Below are 18,178 nucleotides of genomic sequence, written 5' to 3'. Positions count from 1 at the left end.
CTCCCTGATCTGTCTGCTTTCGCCATGATGATTGTCAAAGACAAACCCCGACCCGAAATCGATTGCGTTTCAGAGACATCTGCGACTTGGTCTTATTCGATTCATCGCCCAGCATGGCCGGTCGGAGTGGCTGACGTTCCCGAAACCACACCAGGAACGGCGGCTATCTCATGGATTAGGCTACCGGCTTTCTCTTTCAGCATCGTTGCTGTCCCCTACTGCTGCATTATTATGCGCTGTCCTGTGAATTGCTTGGCCAAGCCAAAAGGCAGCCTTGACTTAGCCCCCCAATTCGCAGAGCGTCCATCACAGCATACTCATATTGCCGTGACTCGCCCAGCGACCAGACCGATCGAGGCTACTCGAGAACGATGTCGGAAGGAGTTACGATTCGTGACGGAGGCGTCAGAGGTTTTTTCGTAGCCGGCTCATGTTCATCTGACGAATGTCAGTGATGCCAAGTAGCGCCATATCCCGCGTGATCTCTGCCCGCATCAGATGGATCGCATGGCTGACACCGGCTTCTCCGGCGTAGGCGGCCGCGTAATTGAAAGGGCGACCGAAGAAGACGAAGCGGGCGCCCAATGCCAGTGCTTTCAGCACATCGGTACCGCGCCGGAAGCCGCTATCGATCATGACAGGAAAGTCACCCACGGCCTCGATGACCTCGGGGAGCGCACGCAACGGGGCAATCGTGCCGTCCAACTGCCTGCCACCGTGATTGGAAACGATGATTCCATCGACACCTTGCGCCTTGGCGCGCCGGGCATCCTCGGGATGCAGGATGCCCTTGACGATCAAGCTCCCCGGCCAGCGCTCTCGCACCAGTGCGAGGTAATCCCAGTCGAGGTGAGAGCGCCCTGAGAAGTCGCGATTGACGTGGCGTGAGATGACCGGAATGCCCCGGGTCGCGTGATTGTTTTCGAAGTGAGGAATGCCGTGGTGGCGAAGCGTCTTGTAGAAGGTGCCATAGAGCCAGCGTGGTTTGAGCAACCCATCCAGCATCAAGCGGGCACTGGGGCGGATCGGTGACGAGAAACCGCTACGCCGATTGTTGTCGGGGTTGGGGGGGACGGCATAATCGACGGTGATGACCAGATTACGAAAACCGGCTCTTTCGATGCGTGCAATCAACGCCTCGATGCCAGGCCGATCCCCCGGCAGATAAGCCTGGAACCAGTCGCTGCCATCGATCCTGGCCACCTCTTCCATCGGAATCAGTGACGAGCCGCTCATGATCATCGGCACCTCCGCCTGCGCTGCAGCGCGAGCCAGCGCCATATCCCCCCGATAAGCGGAAAGCGCACTGATCCCCATGGGCGCGATACCGAACGGCGCCGCATAGCGTCGGCCCAGCAGCTCGGTTTCCAGGGAAACGCGAGAGACATCGATCAACGCCCGCGGCAGGAAACAGTAATCGTCGAAGGCCGCGCGATTGGCGGCCAGGCTCTTGCCCTCTTCCGCTGCGTTGGCGACGTATCCGTGGATCGGCCGGGGAAGATGGCGCTCGCCGGCACGTTCGAGATCCAGGAAGTTGCGAATACGGGAAAGGCGGCGTTGTTGACGCGTCACGAATGATCCTTACGCGTAGAGCAGAGAGCTCGAGATTACGGCGGCGATGCTGTCGATGTCGACGATGGCAGCGATAGTCACTCGGCCAGCCCCGGCATCGAGAAACCGACCCGTTTCAGCGCCGTCAGCAGTTTGTTGCGCTGGCCGTCGTCGAGCGAGACCAGTGGCGGCCGCAGGCGATTCCAGGCGGAATCACCGCCGAAATGGGCGGTAGCAGCCTTGAGCGCCGGGATCATCGGCACGCTCTCGAAGATATCGCGAATCTCGTTCAACGCCTGCTGGTTCGCATCGGCATCCTCATCTTGCCAATGGGCGCCCAGCGCCGAGATCGCGCGGGGATTGACGTTGGCGGTGGCACTGATGCATCCGACACCGCCGGCCCGCAGCGTGGGCAGCAGGAAGCGCTCGCTGCCTGCGTAGACCCGAAACCCTTGCGCGCCGAAAGCATCGATGACGGCCTGGGTATTGGCCCAGTCGCCCGAGCTGTCCTTGATCCCCGCCACGACCTCGGGATAGCGCTTCAGCAGACGTTCGATCAGGCCCAGTCCGATCGGCACCTGTGCCACCGGCGGGATGTGATAGAGATAGAGACGTAATCGCTCGTCGCCCACCCGTTCGATTACCTCGCAGTAGAACCGAAACAACCCCTCTTTCGAGACGCCCTTGTAGTAAAACGGTGGCAACATCAGTACGCCTCCCGCCCCCTGGCTCACGGCATGTCGCGTCAGGGTCACGCTGTCGGGTATCGAGCAGCAGCCGGTTCCCGGCATCAGCCGGGCGGTGTCGATCCCCGCCGCGACCAGATGGTCGAGCAGCTCGAGACGCTCCTGCAGCGACAGCGAGTTGGCCTCGGAGTTGGTGCCGAAGATCGCCAGCCCGACATCGTTGGCCATCAGCCAGCGGCAGTGGTCGACGAAGCGCGTCGCATCGGGGGAAAGGTCATCGCGAAACGGCGTGATGACCGGCGAAAGTACGGTACCGCAGGGCGCATTCGACGACATGAGCACGGACCTCTGGCAGGCAGGTAATGGGTGGTGGTAGAAGCGTCGCCCCTGATCGATCGACTCAGGACCAGGGGTCGACGGCGTAGCGGGAAAGTGCCGCCTCGTCGAAATCGAACCCCAAACCCGGCGTCTGGGGCAGATGCAGACGTCCGTCGCTGAAGGTCAACTGCGTGTCGATCAGTCTACGGAAGTTAAGCACTTGATCGTCGGCAAAGAATTCGACGAAAGGCGCATTCGGCGTCGAGCCGACCAGATGCACGTGAAGATCATGGAACCAGTGCGGGCAGATCTCCACGCCATAACTGGCCGCCGTGGCGGCGATACGCCGGAATTCCGTCACCCCGCCACAGACCGCCGCATCGGTCTGCAGAATCATCGCCGCTTCCTTGTCCAGCAGCTCCTTGAAACGCCAGCGCCCGGCTTCGATCTCGCCCGTCGCCACCGGAATCGGCGTGCGCTCGGCCAGACGGCGATGATTGTCGATATCGTCCGGGCTGAACGGCTCTTCGATCCAGTAAGGGGAATAGGGCTCGGCCATGCGCGCAAATGCCAGGGCCGACGGCAGATCATGCCAGGCGTTGTTGGCGTCCATCATCAGCAGCACATCGGGCCCAATGGCTTCGCGGACGGCCGCCAGCCGCGCCTCTTCGCCAGCCAGGTCCTCGCGCCCCACCTTCATCTTGACCGCCTTGAAGCCCTTGTCCACGTAGCCGGACATCTCTTCCGCCAGCTTGGTCGGCGTCTTGCCCTCGAGGTAATAACCGCCGCTGGCATAGGCTGCCACGCTGTGTTCATCGCTGGCACCGAGAAATTTATAGAGCGGCAGATTGGCGGCGCGGGCATTGCGATCCCACAGCGCCACGTCGAGGATGCTGAGCGCCCTCATCACCGAACCCGTGCGGCCATGCAGCAAACCCTCCTGATACATCTCCTGCCACAGTCCCTCGACACGATGAGTGTCCTGCCCCATCAGCACCGGCTTGAGCAGATCGCGTACCGCCTGTGTCACCAGGTGACCGGCGTTGTTGCCGCCATAGCAGAAGCCGATGCCACTGACGCCGTCATCGCCGGTCACCTTGACCAGCGCATAGTCGCGCTTGAGCACCTGCCGGTTGGAAAAGCTGGTCGGATTCTCCAGCGCGACATTGACCGTTCGCGCCTGCACATCGGTAATTCTCGTCATCGGTCATCTCTCCAGAATGGGCTAACCCAAATGTGATGAATCCACGCGTCACGAATCAACTCTGCTTCAGGCGGCGCTTGAACGGCATGCGCAGCCAACGGAAGAACGGTGTTGCCTGCAGTATCGAGAGCAGCGCCAGAAGCAGCAGAACGGTCGCAATCGGGCTCTCCAGAAACACACCGAAGCTATCGTTGCCGATCAGCATCGACTGCTGGAAGCTGGTCTCCATCACCGGCCCCAGGATCAGGCCGATCACCATCGGCGCCGGCGATACGCCCGCCTTGCTCATCCAGTAGCCGAACAGACCGAAGCCCAGCATCAGCCCGACATCGAACAGGCTGTTGTTGATCGCGAAAGCACCGATGATGCACAGAGTGAGAATCGCGCAGGCGATGAAGCCATCGGGAATCTTGGTCACCGAGACGCTCATCTTGGTGAACGCCAGCCCCACCACCAGCAGCGCGACGTTGGCGAGAATCACTGCCCAGATCAGGGTATAGGTGACATCGCCGTAGTCGGTGAGCAGATTGGGGCCGGGCAGAATGCCCTGCACCATCAGCGCGCCGAGCAGGATTGCGGTGGAGGAGCTTCCCGGAATTCCGAGGGCGATGGTGGGAATCAGCGCACCGCCGACGACTGCGTTGTTGGCGGCCTCCGGCGCGGCAACCCCGGCGATCTCGCCCTTGCCGAAACGGCTCTTGTCCTTGGAGAAGCGCTTGGCCTCGTTGTAGGCGAACCAACTCGCGGTATCGCCACCGGTGCCGGGGATCAGCCCCACGACGATGCCGATGCCGCTGGAGCGCAGAATATTGGGCATCAACTGCTTGAGTGTGGCGAGCCGGGGCATCAAGCGGTCGGTGATACGGCTGGCCACCTTGCCGCCCTGGTGGGAGTTCTCGATCAGCGTCAGCGCCTGTGGCACCGAGAACAGACCGATCAGTGCCACCGTGAAATCGATCCCACCGAACAGGTTGATCTGATCGAAGGTCATGCGCGGCGTCCCGGTGGTCAGGTCCATCCCGACGGTGCTGAGCAGCAGCCCCAGTCCACCGGAGAGCAGACCACTGATCACCGATCCCTGAGCCAGCGAGCCGATGATGGTGATGCCCAGCACGGCGATGGCGAACAGCTCGACCGGGCCGAACTCGAGCACCAGCGTGCCCAGCAGCGGAGCCGCTGTCAGCAGCGCGATGCCGCTCATCAGCCCGCCGAAGAAAGAGGCGAACAGCGAGATGCCCAGCGCCTGTCCCGCCTTGCCCTGCTGCGACAGCGGGAAGCCGTCGAGTACGGTCGCCGCCGCCGATGGCGTGCCCGGCGTGCGTAGTAGAATCGCGGCGATGGAGCCGCCGTAGGACGCCCCAACGTAGAGCGAAGCCAGCATGCTCAGCCCGGTCGCCGGATCGAAGCTGAACGTCAGCGGCAATAGCAGGGCCAGCGCCATCGTCGCCGACAGCCCTGGCATTGCCCCGACGAACAGCCCCAGCAGCGTACCGCCGAGGATGCAGGCAATGTTGTTGACGCTGAGCACATTGGCCAGCCCGATCATCACCAGAGAGGAATCCATGCGCGTCTACACTCCTGTGCTCGAATCGAGCGTCGTGGCTACCCGTTCCGACAAGGCCTTAAAGGAAGTTCGGCAATAGCGGAATCGGCAGGCCCAGGAACTGCACGAACACCAGGCAGACCATGCCGATCAGCACCGCGCCAGCGATCAGCGCGAAGGCCCACTTCACGGTGCCCAGAATCGCCAGCGCCAGGGCCATGAACAGCGCCGTGGCCAGCACATAGCCGAGCGTCGTCATCACCGCGACGTACCCCACCGCCAGCAGGAAGATGGCGGCGACCGCCGCCCAGCGTCTAGGCGCCAGCGATGCCTCGTCAGCTTCCCGGTCGACTGGCTCGGCGACGGTGCCGCGAGTGGCCGGCGCGCGACGCTGCAGCCGCAGCTCGCTGGCCACCATCGCCAGCGACAGCAGCCCGACGGAGACCGCATAGATCATCGGCATCTGGGCGGCGGCACGGGGATATTGGCTGGCATCGAGGAAGAAGACGCCGGCCACGACGATGCCGAACACTCCCAGCAGCAAACGACTGACGTTCATGGCGCCTTACTCCTCGACGACTCGCAGGTTACTCAACGACCTATCTGATCCTTGACCGAATCCCATATCTCTCGATAGTCGCTTTCCATCTTGTCGATCATGGCGCGGTAGTCATCGCCGGTGACGACATCGAGATTCATGGCGCGCTTCTCCGCCTGGGCCTGGAAGTCGGGATCCTTGGCCAGGGTCTGGAACGCCGCGATCAGTTGCTGCCGGGCCTCGTCGGGAATGCCCGCCGGCGCGCTGTAGCCACGCGAGGAGCCCGCCACCACATCGACCCCCTTCTCTTTCATGGTGGGCACGTCAGGCAGGCTGGTCAGTCGCTTTTCGGCGAACACCGCCAGCGCCCTCAGGTTGCCGGACTCGACCTGACCGTAGACATTGCCGACGTTGTTGAAGCTGGCATCGATCTTGCCGCCCATGGCCGCCGTCGCAGAGGGGCCATCGCCCTGGAACGGCACCTTCTTGAATGACAGCCCCTTGGCCTGCTCGAGCAGGATGGTGGTGAAGAAGTCGTCGCCGCCGACGCCGGAGTTGCCGATGGTCACGGTACCCGGGCTCTGCTCGGCGGCCGCGAAGAGATCCTCGATGGTCTGATAGGGGCTGTCCGCACTGACAACGACGATGCCCGGGTCGGTCACCACGTTGGCGATCGGGGTCATCTCGTCGGTGTTGTAGGTGATGGCATCGTTCATGATGTAGTTGGTCATCAGCATCGGCGTGTTGGTGATGCTGATGGTGCTGCCGTCGTTGGGCGACTGCTTGGCCAGTCGCGTCCAGGCCACGGCCCCGGTGGCGCCAGGCATGTACTCGTTGACGAAATCGACGCCGAGGATCTCGCTCAGGCGCGGCTGGACCAGCTGTGCCAGGGCATCGCTCCCGCCCCCCGGCTTGAAACCCTGCAGAACGGTGACTTCATCGCCTCCCACGTAATCGGCGGCTTGCGCCAGGGGAGACAGACTGATGGCCACGGCGGTGATCGTCAGCCAGTGGCAAAGGGCTTTGGCGTACATGGTCGATTCCTCTCTAATGGAGTCTGTTTATCGTTGTCGTGCTTGTTCGCTGTCGTATCTGTCCTTGTCGTTTCTGTCCTTGTCGCGCCGGTTCTTGTCTTGCTGTTCTTGCCGCGATGAGAAGAACGTATTAATTTATCGATTATATTGTCAATAATATTAATGCCAATAGAGACTAAAGCAGTAACGTCGTGAAAAATGGCGCCATAAGCCGAAAAATCAGCGTCATCGTCGAAATCGGCGTGGCAGAATCGATTCTGCAGCCGGCCGTGGCGCGATATCGCCGATCCAGCAGCGTGGGACGCTTGCTCCAACCCCTGTCCGCTGCGGACAATGGCGACCGAGTGACGGGAACTTCATCGTGACGGGAACACATTCATGCCAAAGCGAGACACCGCCAGACCGACCACCGCCGACACCGGCCATCGTCTCGCCGACGAACCCGCGGACACCCAGGCCGAGGGGGCAAGCGTCGCCGATATCGTCTCGGCCATCGAAGAGGACATCGTGCTCAATCGCGCGCACCCCAAGGAGAGGCTGGTCGAGGAGGACCTGATGCAGCGCTTCGCCGGCAAGCGCCACGTGGTGCGCCAGGCGCTGTTTCAGCTCGAAAACGCCGGCCTGGTGGAGCGGATCAAGAATCGCGGGGCCTTCGTCAAGTCCTACACGCCCCAGGAGGTGGAGGGGATCTACGTCATGCGCGAGCTCCTCGAGGAGGCCGCCGCGGACCGTATTCCGATGCCGGCGCCACCCGCGTTGATCGAGGCCCTGACCGACATACAGGAGCGGCACAGCGCAGCCGTGGAGAGCGGCGACCTGCGCGCGGTGTTCCACCACAACATCGCCTTCCACCGCACGCTGTTCGCGGCCTGCGGCAACGACTACCTCGCCGATACGATCAACGAGTTCGCCCAGAAGGCCCACGCCATTCGTTTCATCGGTACCACCGACCGCCAGGCCATCCTGCTGGCCCGGGACGAGCATCTCGCCATGATCGACGCGCTCGAGCGCCAGGACCGCGCCGAGCTACATCGCCTCTGCTACCAGCATCTCCAGCCCTCGAAAGAACGTTATCTGCATCTGTACCGGATTCGGGAAGGCGGCTGATACGAGTGATCGGCCTCGAGGCCCGCCATCACTTCGGCACCCGACGCTGGATGTTCGGCGGTCGCAGGAAGGTGAAATCGCAGCCCTGATCCGCCTGGGTGATCTGTTCGAGGAACAGCTTGCGATATCCCCGTTCGGCGGTCAGCGCGACCGGTCGCCAGCCTTCCCGGCGTCGCGCCAGTTCTGCGTCATCGACCAGCAGCTCGAGGCGGCGTTCGCTGACGCTCAGGCGAATCCGGTCGCCGTTTTCGACCAGTGCCAGCGGCCCGCCCAGGGCGGCTTCCGGCGTCACGTGCAGCACGATGGAGCCCGCCGCGGTGCCGCTCATGCGGCCGTCGGAGATTCGCAACATGTCGCGCACGCCCTGCCGGGCCAGCTTGCGCGGAATCGGCAGATACCCGGCTTCGGGCATCCCCGGTGCGCCCACCGGGCCAATTCGCTTGAGCACCAGAACATCCTCCGCCGTGACGTCCAGCTCCGGATCGTCGATGCGCGCCGCCATGTCCTCGGCATCCTCGAACACCACCGCACGCCCTTCGTGCTCCATCAGCCGGGCATCCGCGGCGGACTGCTTGATGATCGCGCCGTCGGGGGCCAGGTTGCCGCGCACGAAGGCGATCCCGCCGGCGGGATAGAGCGGCGAATCGAAGCGATGTACCACCTGCTGGTCGAATACCGGCACCGCGTCGATCTCTTCGCCCAGCGTGCGACCGGTCACGGTCATGGCGTCCAGATGCAGCAACGGCTTCAGTTCACGCAGCACCGTCGACAGCCCGCCGGCACGATGCAGGTCTTCCATGTAGTGCTGACCGGATGGCTTGAGATCGACCAGCACCGGCGTCTCGCGGCTCATGCGGTCGAAGGCGGCCAGATCGATGTCGATGCCCATGCGTCCGGCGATGGCGGTCAGGTGAATGATCCCGTTGGTGGAACCACCGATCGCCAGCAGCACCCGCAGCGCATTCTCGAACGCCTTCTCGGTCAGGATACTGTCCGGCGTCACGCCTGCCCGCGCGTTGATCACGGCCTGGCGACCTGTCGCCTCCGCGACGCGCATGCGATCCGCGGTCACCGCCGGCGGCGAGGCGCTGCCCGGCAAGGCGATGCCCAGCGCTTCGCTGATACAGGCCATGGTGCTGGCCGTGCCCATGACCGAGCAGGTGCCGACACTGCCGACCAGCTTGGCGTTGACCTCCTCGATCTCCTGCTCGTCGATCTCCTGGCCGCGATACATCCCCCAGTAGCGACGACAGTCGGTACACGCGCCCACGCGGACGCCACGATGGCCGCTGGTGAGCATGGCGCCGGTCACCAGCTCGAGCATCGGCAGGTTGGCGGAAGCGGCGCCCATCAGCTGGGCGGGTACGGTCTTGTCGCAGCCGCCGATGAGCACCACCGAATCCATCGGCTGGGCGCGGATCATCTCCTCGGTATCCATCGACATCAGGTTGCGCAGGTACATGCTGGTGGGCGTCGAAAAGCTCTCCGCGATCGAGATGGTGGGGAATTCGATCGGCAGTCCGCCCTCCAGCATCACCCCGCGCTTCACCGCCTCGATCAGCTGCGCCATGTTGCCGTGACAGGGGTTGTAGCCGCTCCCCGTATTGGCGATACCGACGATGGTGCGATTGAGTGCATCGTCACTGTAGCCCGCGCCCTTGATGAAGGCCTTGCGCAGAAACAGGGAGAAACCGGCGTCGCCGTAGTTCACCAGGCCCTGGTTGAGGCCCGTCCGTCGCACCTCGTCATGATTGTCGTGCCGCTTGTCGCTGGATCCGTCGGTTGCCATGGCACCCTCATTGTCAATATTATCAATAATATTATTGACACAAATAACCACAGTTGACGCGGCAATGACATCCGACTTAAGCCGCAGCCAGCCGTGAGATGGTCATGAACTGGATTTAGCAGCCCCCATCCTCATCGCCTAACCTTGTAGCGAGCGGCGACCATGAATCGCTGCCGATACCCGCAAGGACCGCGACACAAGGATGAGGACGATGACGCTTTTCGAAGACCTACGTGAAAGTCACGACAAGCAGCGCCGCCTGCTGGATCTGCTGGTCAAGACCCACGGCGACAGTGAAGGCCGCGACGAGCTGTTCCAACGACTGCGCGCCGAACTCGAGAATCACGCCGCCGCCGAAGAACGGGCGCTCTATATTCCGATGATGGAATACGACATGACCCAAGAGAAGGCCCGGCACAGCGTTGCCGAACATCACGAGATCGACGAGCTGCTGGAAACGCTGGAAGCCACCGAATACGACTCTCCGGGTTGGCTGGCCAGCGCCAAGAAACTCCAGCATCTGGTGACGCATCATCTCGACGAGGAGGAGCATGAGGTCTTCCAGTTGGCGGGGCGCGCGCTGGATGACTCGACGAAGGCCGATCTGGCCAGGACCTACCGGCACGAGATGGAGAGCCGGGAAGCCAGCTGAATGACGGTACCTGCCGACCGCTCCAGCCGGAGCGGTCGTCTGCATTGTCTCTCCAGGATCCGGCGACGGCGGATGCAACTTTTTCTCATCGGGAAACTCTCAGCAACAGCCATAAAAGGAAGGATCCTCATGTTGCTGCCCTCGAGACTCCCGCGATATCCGCGGCTGACCTGGCTCGCCCCTTTCACTCTGCTCGCGGGTTGTACGGGCGTCCCCGAGGGAACGCAGCCCGTCGGTGACTTTCAGATCGACCAGTATCTGGGCCAGTGGTACGAAATCGCCCGGCTCGACCACGGCTTCGAGGAAGGCCTGGAGTGCGTCACCGCGGAGTACACTCGCCGCGCCGATGGCGACATCCGCGTCGTCAATCGCGGCTACGACCCTGCGAAGAGGCGCTGGGAGAGCGCCGAGGGGCACGCCAGCTTCGCCGGGGACCCCAACGTCGGCCACCTGAAGGTCAGCTTCTTCGGTCCTTTCTACGCGGGCTACAGCGTGCTGGCGCTGGACGAAAGTTATCAACATGCCCTCGTCGCCGGTCCGGACCGTGACTACCTGTGGATACTTTCGCGGGATCCGACACTGGACGAGCCCACCTATACGGCGCTGATATCGCAGGCCCGCCAACTCGAGTTTCCGGTCGACGAACTGGTCCAGGTCTCCCAGGACCCGGCTGCCTGCCCGCGTGCCGACGGGCCGGGCCAAACCCGCGGCTGAGGCTGGCACTCATGCTTTGGTCGACATCCCGGGGCCTGCGGCGGTAGCTGCCGAAAGACGTTCTATAGTGGGTACAGCCATTCTCACCCGGAGCCCACCATGACCCTCGATCGCCGCCAGCTTCTACGCAACTCTGCCCTGATCGGCGTCTCCGTCGCGTTTTCGCCCAGCCTACTGGCTCGGATCCCCGAGGCCCCTCCCGCTCGCTATCCCGATGAGGCGTGGCAGGTGCTGGACGACCGCTTCAAGCCTTACTATCTCTTCAACACGCCGCTCGAACGCCACTGGTCCGGCGGGCTGTGGCTCGAAGGCCCCGCCTGGAACGCCGTCGGCCGCTATGCGGTCTTCAGCGATATTCCTCGTGCCCGGCAGATGCGCTGGGACGAGATGACCGGACAGGTCAGCGTATTGCGCGAAGGCGTGGGCCACTCCAACGGCAATGCCTTCGACCATCACGGTCGCCTGGTCGCCTGCGAGCATTCACCGGCGCGGGTCGTGCGCTACGAATGGGATGGCACCACCACCGTGCTGGCCAGCCGTTATCAGGGCAAGCGGCTGAACGCCCCCAACGATCTGGTGATCCTGCCCAACGACGGGGTGATCTTCACCGATCCCGGCTACGGCGCCCACGTCGATTACGAGGGCGAGAAGCGAGAGCTGGAGATCAAGCCAGCGATCTACTACATCGACGACACGCTGGACGCCCCCAAACTCCTGAGCGACGAACTGGGCAAGCCCAACGGCATCGCCCTGTCCGGCGACGGCCGGACGCTCTATGCCAGCGATACCGCTCCCTCCCACTTCCCCGACCGCCCGGCAACGGTGTCGCGCTGGGCGCTCTCCCAGGACGGCCAGTCGCTCAGCAACCGCGAGACGCTGGTATCGAGCAAGGACGCCGAGACCTACGATGGCATCACCCTGGATCAGGACGACAACCTGTGGGCGGCGACATCCGGCGGCGAAGGCCACGACGGCGTCTCGATCTTCTCTCCCAACGGGGACCGCATCGGCCGGATCCTGCTGCCGGAGGTGTGCGCCAATCTCTGTTTCGTCGGCGAGCATCGCAACCGGCTGCTGATGGCGGCGAGCCGTTCGATCTATACCCTCTACACCGGCACCCGGGGGGTATGAGAGCCAACGCCACCGTCGGGTTCGGTGACCCCGGTTTTCAAGATGAGGCCGCGTTTTTTCAGTGTATCGACGAGGTCGCTTGTCGGGACCCACGATCGGGGTAAGCTGGGCTTTCCCTGAAGCAGCCGAGAATCGGCATGAACCCGATCCAACCTCTGTTCGCGCCGACCGCGTCCTTCCTGTGGTTTCAGGAGCGTTCGGGAAGCGTCTCGATGCCCCGAGATTCCCATGCTCGATGACTGGCTCTCTGCAACGCTGGAGGGCAGCGTCGCCGGTCGACCCGCCAGGGGCCAGCCCCCCGGCGGGCGCTACCGTGTCCATGGCGAGGGGATTCTCGAACTGACACCGGATGTCACCGCTCCCGATGCGCGCAGCGTGGTGATTTCCGCAGGCATCCATGGCAACGAGACGGCACCCATCGAACTGGTCGGCGAGTTGCTCGCCGCGCTGGAGGCCGGGCGTCTCGCGCTGGGCGCACCGCTGCTGATCATTCTCGGCAACATTCCCTCGATTCGCGCGCAGACCCGTTTCATCGACACCAATCTCAACCGTCTGTTCCAGCGCGGGCTCGACCAGGAGGGAGAGGAGCCCAAGCGGGCACGGGCGTTGATGCATGCGGTCGACGACTTCTTCGCCCGCCACCGCCATCGCCCGCTGCATCTCGACATGCACACCGCCATACGCGACAGTCGCTATCCGCGCTTCGCCGTGGTGCCCTATACGGACGGGCAGGCAGAGACCCGGCCTCGCTCGGCATGGCCCGATCTGGCCGCGGCCGGCATGCAGGCCGTGCTGCTGCAGCATCGACACAGCTGGACCTTCTCCCACTACTCGCGTCACTACCACGCGGCCGAGGCCTACACGCTGGAACTCGGCAAGGTGCGCCCCTTCGGCGATAACGACCTCGACGCCCTGCACGGCATGCGGGCATGGCTCGCCGCTCTGGCGCAGGGCGTCCCGCCCGCCGACGGCAACGTGGCCGACCTTCGGTTCTTCCAGGTTGCGTTCGAGCTGATGCGCACGAGCGACGACTTTCGACTCACCTTTGCCGAGGACGTCGCCAATTTCAGCGAGTTCGCGGTGGGAGAAAGGCTGGCCGAGGACGCGGTGTCAGGGCCTTTCGTGGTGGAAACGGCGCCGCTGTCGGTGGTCTTTCCCAACGCCCGCGTCGAGCTCGGCGCGCGCGCGGCACTGCTGGTCCGGCCCTGCGGGCTTCCCGGCTCGCCCTGACGACGACATCGACGACCACGATCGCCGAGTCGAGCACGACGATTTTCGATGCGTTCAACAATGACAACACGACCCAGGAGTTTTCTACAATGAACAATGACTTACCGTTCGATTACCTTCCACTGCCCTTTCCCCGCCGGCGCTCCGATCCGGCGTTGTCTGGAACCTAACGGCGAAACTGCTAGAATCGCCGGATTTTTCGCCGGGGAGTCGGCGTCGCCCACGCCATCGACGATGGCACGATCGACAGCAACAAGGGCCGTCAGACGCCAAGTCGCTCCCCGCCAGCCAGCCAACCCACTCGGTGGACAACATCATGGCCGCGACCCCCATTCCCCTGGAAGCGAAGGGCATCAAGAAGCGCTTCGGCGATCACGAGGTACTCAAGGGGATCTCTCTCCAGGCGCAGAAAGGCGACGTCATCACGCTAATCGGCGCTTCCGGTTCCGGGAAAAGCACGTTCCTGCGCTGCATGAACCTGCTGGAACAGCCCGACGAAGGCGAGCTGATCGTTCACAACGAGACGATCGGTTTCCGCGCCACCAAGCACGGCCGCGAGCCCGCCGACTGGAAACAGGTTGAGCGTATTCGCGCCAAGCTTTCGATGGTGTTTCAGAACTTCAATCTCTGGTCGCACATGACCCTGCTCGAGAACGTCATCGAGGCGCCGGTCCATGTGCTGAAGAAAACCAGGAAACAGGCCATCGACGAGGCCCGCGCCCTGCTCGACCGCGTCGGTCTGCTGGATCGCGCCGACTACTTCCCGACCCAGATGTCCGGCGGTCAGCAGCAGCGCGGCGCCATCGCCCGGGCCCTGGCGATGGACCCGGAGGTCATGCTGTTCGACGAGCCGACCTCAGCGCTCGATCCGGAGCTGGTCGGTGACGTCCTCAAGGTCATGCGCGACCTCGCCGACGAGGGCCGTACCATGATTCTGGTGACCCACGAGATCGCCTTCGCCCGGGATGTCTCCAGCCAGGTGATCTATCTGCATCAGGGCGTGGTCGAAGAGGTTGGCGAGCCGGCCGATGTCCTCGACAACCCGCGCTCCGAGCGCCTGCGCCAGTTCCTGGCGCCCAAGCACTGAGGCGGACACCATCATGATCGACCTGCAAGGCTACGGCCCGCGGCTGCTCGAGGGGGCACTGGTCACCGTCGAACTGGCCGTGCTCTCGCTGATACTGGCAGTCATCCTGGGGTTGTTGACCGCCAGCGCCAAGCTGTCGCGCAACCGGCTGGTTCACGGCATCGGCACGCTCTACACCACGCTGGTGCGCGGCGTGCCGGACCTGGTGCTGATGATGCTGCTGTTCTACGGCGGCCAGATCGGGATCAACATGCTCACCGACCAGCTCTACTACGCCTTCGATATCGACATCTTCATCAACGTCGACGCCTTCGTGGCGGGCGTCATCACCATCGGCCTGATCTTCGGGGCCTACATGGGCGAAACCTTCCGCGGCGCCTTCCAGTCGGTCGAAGAGGGGCAGATGGAAGCCGCGCGGGCCTACGGCATGAGCCCGCTGCTGGCCTTCCGGCGCGTCCGGTTTCCGCTGATGATGCGCCATGCCCTGCCGGGGATCGGCAACAACTGGATGGTGCTGCTCAAGACCACGGCGCTGGTCTCGATCATCGGCCTGACCGACATGGTCCGGGTGGCCGCCGAGGCGACCAAGGCGACCCACGAGCCCTTCCTGTTCATGATCCCGGTGGCGCTGATCTACCTGCTGATCGCCACGCTTTCCGAGTGGGGCTTCGCCAAATTGACCAAGCGCTATAACACCGGCTTCGGGGAGTCCAGCGAATGGAACAATTGAACGGCTGGTTCACCGAACTGCTGTCCGGCAACCTGATCTTCACCGCCAATACGCTGAGCTTCTACTGGGGCGGGCTCGTCACGACGGTGCAGCTGGTCTTCCTGTCGCTGCTGATCGGCGTGATCCTGGCGGTGCCCCTGGCCATCGGCCGCGGCTCGAAGCGTCGCTGGATCAAGCTACCGATCTACGCCTACACCTACGTCTTCCGCGGCACGCCGCTGCTGATCCAGCTCTATCTGGTCTACTACGGCGTGGTCTTCTTCGACGGCATCCAGGACAGCATCTTCTGGGTGGTGTTCAAGCAGGCGTTCTTCCCGGCACTGATCGCGTTCACGCTCAACACGGCGGCCTATACCACCGAGATCTTCCATGGCGCGATCAAGAATACCGCCAAGGGCGAGATCGAGGCAGCCCGCGCCTACGGCATGTCACGCAAGCTGATGATGCGTCGTATCATCCTGCCCAGCGCCTTCCGCCGCGCCCTGCCGGCCTACGGCAACGAAGTGATCTTCATGCTCCACGCCAGCGCCGTCGCCAGCGTGGTGACGATCATGGACCTGACCGGTGCGGCGTACTACGTCTACGCCCGCTTCTACGCGCCGTTCCAGGCGTTCATCTTCGTGGCGCTGATCTATCTCTGCCTGACCTTCAGCATCATGTTCGTGTTCCGCAGGCTGGAGAAACGATTGCTGGCGCATCTGCGCCCACGGGCCTGATTGCCGGCGACACGGCCACGACGGCCCGTCTTCCCGACCATCAACTACCCATCACAAGAGAGTCGAATATGAACAAGTGGATCACCAGCGCCCTGCTCGCCGGCGCACTCGTGTCGGGCCAGATCCTCGGCCAGGCCATGGCTCAGGACGACAAGGACACCGTTCGTCTGGGCATCGACGTACCCTACGAGCCGTTCGTCATGCGCGATGCCGACGGCAAGCTCGAGGGCTTCGAGATCGACCTCGGCAACGAGCTGTGCGCTCGCGCCAACCTCGAGTGCAGCTGGGTCGAACAAAGCTGGGACGGCATCATTCCCGGCCTGCTGGCGCGCAAGTACGACGCCATCCTCTCCTCGATGGCGATCACCCCGGAGCGCGAGCGCCAGGTGATGTTCTCGCTGCCCTACTACAACACGCCGAGCGTCTGGATCACCGCACGGGATCGCGACATCGACATCGACGACAAGCAGTCCCTCGAGGGCCTCTCCGTCGGCGTGCAGCGCGGTACCATTCGCGACGTCTACGTCACCCAGGAGTACGGCGACGTCCTCGACATCCACCGCTACGGCTCCTCCCAGGAGGTGGTCAACGACCTCCAGTCCGGCCGTCTCGACCTGACCTTCGAGGACTTCCCGATCGCCGTTGATGCCATCGATTTCCGTCAGGACGACAGCCCCTACAAGCAGCTCGGCGACAGCATCAAGACGCCGACGTCGATCTTCGGCAAGGGTGCCGCCATGGCGTTCCGCCAGCGCGACAAGGCGCTGGCCGCCAAGTTCGACAAGGCGATCTGCGAGGTGTACGCCGACGGCACCTTCGACAAGCTGATGGAGCAGTACTTCGACTACGATCTGTCGGTGCGTCCCAGCGAAGCCGACTGCGCCCAGTAACCCAGCCCCGCCCGGTCGATGCCGCGCCAGCGACCGGGCCTCCCGATTCTCGAGCCGAGGAAGCGTCGTGGAACACCGGAAACACCCATTGACCAGCCCGGTGCCAGGCACCGAGCGACAGATCGACAGCTTTCACTACGGCCCGGCGGACGCCGAGCGCCATCTGTACATACAGGGTGCCCTGCACGCCGACGAGCTGCCCGGCATGCTGGTGGCCTGGACCCTGAAACAGCGCCTGGCCGAACTCGAAGCCCAGGGCCAGCTGGCCTGTCGTGTCACCCTCGTCCCGGTGGCCAACCCGGTGGGCCTGGACCAGCAGTTGATGGATACGCCGCTGGGCCGCTATGACTTCGAGAGCCTGACCAATTTCAACCGCCGCTACGCCAACGTCGCCGACGAGATCGCCGATGGCCTGGACGCCGCGCTGAACGACGACATCGCCCACAACCGCGACGTGATTCGCGACCGGTTCGAGGCCGCGCTCGATGCGGCTCTCGGGAAGACCGGGCCGACCACCACGCTGGAGTCGATGCGTCTGACCCTGCAGCGCCTGGCCTGTCGCGCCGATTTCGTGCTCGACCTGCACTGCGATTTCGATGCGGTGGAGCACCTCTACACCACCCCGGCGGCGTGGCCGGTGTTCGAGCCGCTGGCACGCTACTTCGGCGCCAAGGCCAACATGCTGGCGACCGATTCCGGCGGGCAGTCGTTCGACGAGTGCTTCACGCTGGTGTGGGAGCGGCTGCAGCAGACCTTCGGCGACCGTTTCCCACTCGATTACGGCTGCCAGTCGGTGACGCTGGAGCTACGCGGCCAGCGCGACGTCGATCACGATCTCGCCGCGCACGACGCCCAGGCGATCATCGACTGGCTCCGGCACCTGGGACTCGTCGCCGGCGAGGCGCCGCCCCTGCCCGGGCTGCCCTATCCCGCCACCGAACTGGCGGCGATGGACTTCCTGCATGCGCCGATCGGCGGGCTGCTGGTTTTCCACGCCACGCCAGGCATGACCGTCGAAGCCGGGCAGCTCATCGCCGAGATCATCGACCCGATCAGCGATCGCGTCGAGCCGGTCCGCGCACCGCAGGCGGGCATGTTCTACGCGCGCAGCCAGCGCCGCATGGCCACGGCGGGCATGATCGTCGCCGATATCGCCGGCCACCGCAGTCACCGCAGTGGCTACCTGCTGGCGCCGTGAGCCAAGCGTTGATCGGGGTGATATTCAACCGTGTAAGCTTTCGTTATGCTGCGGTTGTCA

At 63.7% G+C, this 18,178-nt stretch carries 17 protein-coding genes; 10 read left to right on the top strand and 7 right to left on the bottom strand.

Annotated elements, in window-relative coordinates; all coding sequences use genetic code 11:
• Nucleotides 1-405: 405 nt before the first annotated feature.
• The 6 genes from F0A16_RS05140 to F0A16_RS05115 all read right to left on the bottom strand — a co-directional run bounded on the left by F0A16_RS05140 (nucleotide 406) and on the right by F0A16_RS05115 (nucleotide 6,874).
• On the bottom strand, nucleotides 406-1,572 hold the full coding sequence (locus tag F0A16_RS05140) for an alpha-hydroxy acid oxidase (protein ID WP_149434317.1): 1,167 nt from the start codon (nucleotides 1,570-1,572) through the stop codon (nucleotides 406-408).
• A gap of 77 nt (nucleotides 1,573-1,649) precedes the next feature.
• The gene (locus F0A16_RS05135) at nucleotides 1,650-2,573 is read right to left on the bottom strand and encodes a dihydrodipicolinate synthase family protein (RefSeq protein WP_149434316.1); all 924 of its coding nucleotides are present in this window, start codon (nucleotides 2,571-2,573) and stop codon (nucleotides 1,650-1,652) included.
• Nucleotides 2,574-2,637: 64 nt separating this feature from the next.
• A complete protein-coding gene (locus tag F0A16_RS05130) occupies nucleotides 2,638-3,759 on the bottom strand; it encodes a mandelate racemase/muconate lactonizing enzyme family protein (protein WP_149434315.1) in 1,122 nt (373 codons plus the stop codon).
• Nucleotides 3,760-3,814: 55 nt separating this feature from the next.
• Nucleotides 3,815-5,323: a tripartite tricarboxylate transporter permease gene (locus tag F0A16_RS05125; protein WP_149434314.1), complete on the bottom strand. Its 1,509-nt coding sequence runs from the start codon at nucleotides 5,321-5,323 to the stop codon at nucleotides 3,815-3,817.
• A 58-nt stretch (nucleotides 5,324-5,381) separates the two neighbouring features.
• Complete coding sequence (locus tag F0A16_RS05120; protein WP_149434313.1) at nucleotides 5,382-5,861, bottom strand: tripartite tricarboxylate transporter TctB family protein; 480 nt, start codon at nucleotides 5,859-5,861, stop codon at nucleotides 5,382-5,384.
• Nucleotides 5,862-5,893: 32 nt separating this feature from the next.
• Entirely contained in the window at nucleotides 5,894-6,874 is a 981-nt protein-coding gene (locus tag F0A16_RS05115) for a tripartite tricarboxylate transporter substrate binding protein (protein WP_149434312.1), read from the bottom strand.
• 378 nt (nucleotides 6,875-7,252) lie between these two features.
• Here F0A16_RS05115 and F0A16_RS05110 point away from each other — a divergent pair, with 378 nt between their 5' ends.
• Nucleotides 7,253-7,981 (top strand): GntR family transcriptional regulator, encoded by a 729-nt coding sequence (locus F0A16_RS05110; protein ID WP_149434311.1) that lies wholly within the window; start codon nucleotides 7,253-7,255, stop codon nucleotides 7,979-7,981.
• A gap of 28 nt (nucleotides 7,982-8,009) precedes the next feature.
• On the opposite strand, the gene F0A16_RS05105 is transcribed toward F0A16_RS05110, so the two are convergent.
• Complete coding sequence (locus F0A16_RS05105; protein ID WP_149434310.1) at nucleotides 8,010-9,770, bottom strand: IlvD/Edd family dehydratase; 1,761 nt, start codon at nucleotides 9,768-9,770, stop codon at nucleotides 8,010-8,012.
• A 211-nt stretch (nucleotides 9,771-9,981) separates the two neighbouring features.
• Here F0A16_RS05105 and F0A16_RS05100 point away from each other — a divergent pair, with 211 nt between their 5' ends.
• The 9 genes from F0A16_RS05100 (at nucleotide 9,982) to F0A16_RS05060 (ending at nucleotide 18,118) form a co-directional block, all read left to right on the top strand.
• On the top strand, nucleotides 9,982-10,422 hold the full coding sequence (locus tag F0A16_RS05100) for a hemerythrin domain-containing protein (RefSeq protein ID WP_149434309.1): 441 nt from the start codon (nucleotides 9,982-9,984) through the stop codon (nucleotides 10,420-10,422).
• Between the two features lie 129 nt (nucleotides 10,423-10,551).
• A complete protein-coding gene (locus tag F0A16_RS05095) occupies nucleotides 10,552-11,136 on the top strand; it encodes a lipocalin family protein (protein ID WP_149434308.1) in 585 nt (194 codons plus the stop codon).
• Between the two features lie 99 nt (nucleotides 11,137-11,235).
• Nucleotides 11,236-12,267: an SMP-30/gluconolactonase/LRE family protein gene (locus F0A16_RS05090; protein ID WP_149434307.1), complete on the top strand. Its 1,032-nt coding sequence runs from the start codon at nucleotides 11,236-11,238 to the stop codon at nucleotides 12,265-12,267.
• 228 nt (nucleotides 12,268-12,495) lie between these two features.
• Nucleotides 12,496-13,497 (top strand): succinylglutamate desuccinylase, encoded by a 1,002-nt coding sequence (locus F0A16_RS05085; RefSeq protein ID WP_149434306.1) that lies wholly within the window; start codon nucleotides 12,496-12,498, stop codon nucleotides 13,495-13,497.
• 316 nt (nucleotides 13,498-13,813) lie between these two features.
• Nucleotides 13,814-14,584 carry an ABC transporter ATP-binding protein gene (locus F0A16_RS05080; protein ID WP_149434305.1) on the top strand — a complete coding sequence of 257 codons (771 nt, stop codon included), beginning with the start codon at nucleotides 13,814-13,816 and terminating at the stop codon, nucleotides 14,582-14,584.
• A 13-nt stretch (nucleotides 14,585-14,597) separates the two neighbouring features.
• Entirely contained in the window at nucleotides 14,598-15,314 is a 717-nt protein-coding gene (locus tag F0A16_RS05075) for an ABC transporter permease (protein WP_149434304.1), read from the top strand.
• Nucleotides 15,302-16,030 (top strand): ABC transporter permease, encoded by a 729-nt coding sequence (locus tag F0A16_RS05070; RefSeq protein WP_149434303.1) that lies wholly within the window; start codon nucleotides 15,302-15,304, stop codon nucleotides 16,028-16,030. The genes F0A16_RS05075 and F0A16_RS05070 overlap by 13 nt, the downstream gene beginning before the upstream one ends.
• 68 nt (nucleotides 16,031-16,098) lie before the next feature.
• Entirely contained in the window at nucleotides 16,099-16,920 is an 822-nt protein-coding gene (locus F0A16_RS05065; RefSeq protein WP_149434302.1) for a transporter substrate-binding domain-containing protein, read from the top strand.
• A gap of 67 nt (nucleotides 16,921-16,987) precedes the next feature.
• Nucleotides 16,988-18,118: a succinylglutamate desuccinylase/aspartoacylase family protein gene (locus F0A16_RS05060; protein WP_149434301.1), complete on the top strand. Its 1,131-nt coding sequence runs from the start codon at nucleotides 16,988-16,990 to the stop codon at nucleotides 18,116-18,118.
• Nucleotides 18,119-18,178 lie beyond the last annotated feature (60 nt).

The organism is Salinicola corii (assembly GCF_008298015.1).
Taxonomy (GTDB): Bacteria; Pseudomonadota; Gammaproteobacteria; order Pseudomonadales; family Halomonadaceae; genus Salinicola; species Salinicola corii.
Note: the sequence above shows the minus strand (reverse complement) of the source record. Positions and strands in the feature narration are given on the sequence as shown.

Excerpts from the sequence above, each read along its gene's own strand:
- F0A16_RS05090 (WP_149434307.1), top strand. The coding sequence starts at position 11,236 with ATGACCCTCGATCGCCGCCAGCTTCTACGCAACTCTGCCCTGATCGGC.
- F0A16_RS05125 (WP_149434314.1), bottom strand. The coding sequence starts at position 5,323 with ATGGATTCCTCTCTGGTGATGATCGGGCTGGCCAATGTGCTCAGCGTC.
- F0A16_RS05100 (WP_149434309.1), top strand. The coding sequence starts at position 9,982 with ATGACGCTTTTCGAAGACCTACGTGAAAGTCACGACAAGCAGCGCCGC.
- F0A16_RS05075 (WP_149434304.1), top strand. The coding sequence starts at position 14,598 with ATGATCGACCTGCAAGGCTACGGCCCGCGGCTGCTCGAGGGGGCACTG.
- F0A16_RS05130 (WP_149434315.1), bottom strand. The coding sequence starts at position 3,759 with ATGACGAGAATTACCGATGTGCAGGCGCGAACGGTCAATGTCGCGCTG.
- F0A16_RS05120 (WP_149434313.1), bottom strand. The coding sequence starts at position 5,861 with ATGAACGTCAGTCGTTTGCTGCTGGGAGTGTTCGGCATCGTCGTGGCC.
- F0A16_RS05135 (WP_149434316.1), bottom strand. The coding sequence starts at position 2,573 with ATGTCGTCGAATGCGCCCTGCGGTACCGTACTTTCGCCGGTCATCACG.
- F0A16_RS05065 (WP_149434302.1), top strand. The coding sequence starts at position 16,099 with ATGAACAAGTGGATCACCAGCGCCCTGCTCGCCGGCGCACTCGTGTCG.
- F0A16_RS05105 (WP_149434310.1), bottom strand. The coding sequence starts at position 9,770 with ATGGCAACCGACGGATCCAGCGACAAGCGGCACGACAATCATGACGAG.
- F0A16_RS05095 (WP_149434308.1), top strand. The coding sequence starts at position 10,552 with ATGTTGCTGCCCTCGAGACTCCCGCGATATCCGCGGCTGACCTGGCTC.
- F0A16_RS05085 (WP_149434306.1), top strand. The coding sequence starts at position 12,496 with ATGCTCGATGACTGGCTCTCTGCAACGCTGGAGGGCAGCGTCGCCGGT.
- F0A16_RS05110 (WP_149434311.1), top strand. The coding sequence starts at position 7,253 with ATGCCAAAGCGAGACACCGCCAGACCGACCACCGCCGACACCGGCCAT.
- F0A16_RS05070 (WP_149434303.1), top strand. The coding sequence starts at position 15,302 with ATGGAACAATTGAACGGCTGGTTCACCGAACTGCTGTCCGGCAACCTG.
- F0A16_RS05080 (WP_149434305.1), top strand. The coding sequence starts at position 13,814 with ATGGCCGCGACCCCCATTCCCCTGGAAGCGAAGGGCATCAAGAAGCGC.
- F0A16_RS05115 (WP_149434312.1), bottom strand. The coding sequence starts at position 6,874 with ATGTACGCCAAAGCCCTTTGCCACTGGCTGACGATCACCGCCGTGGCC.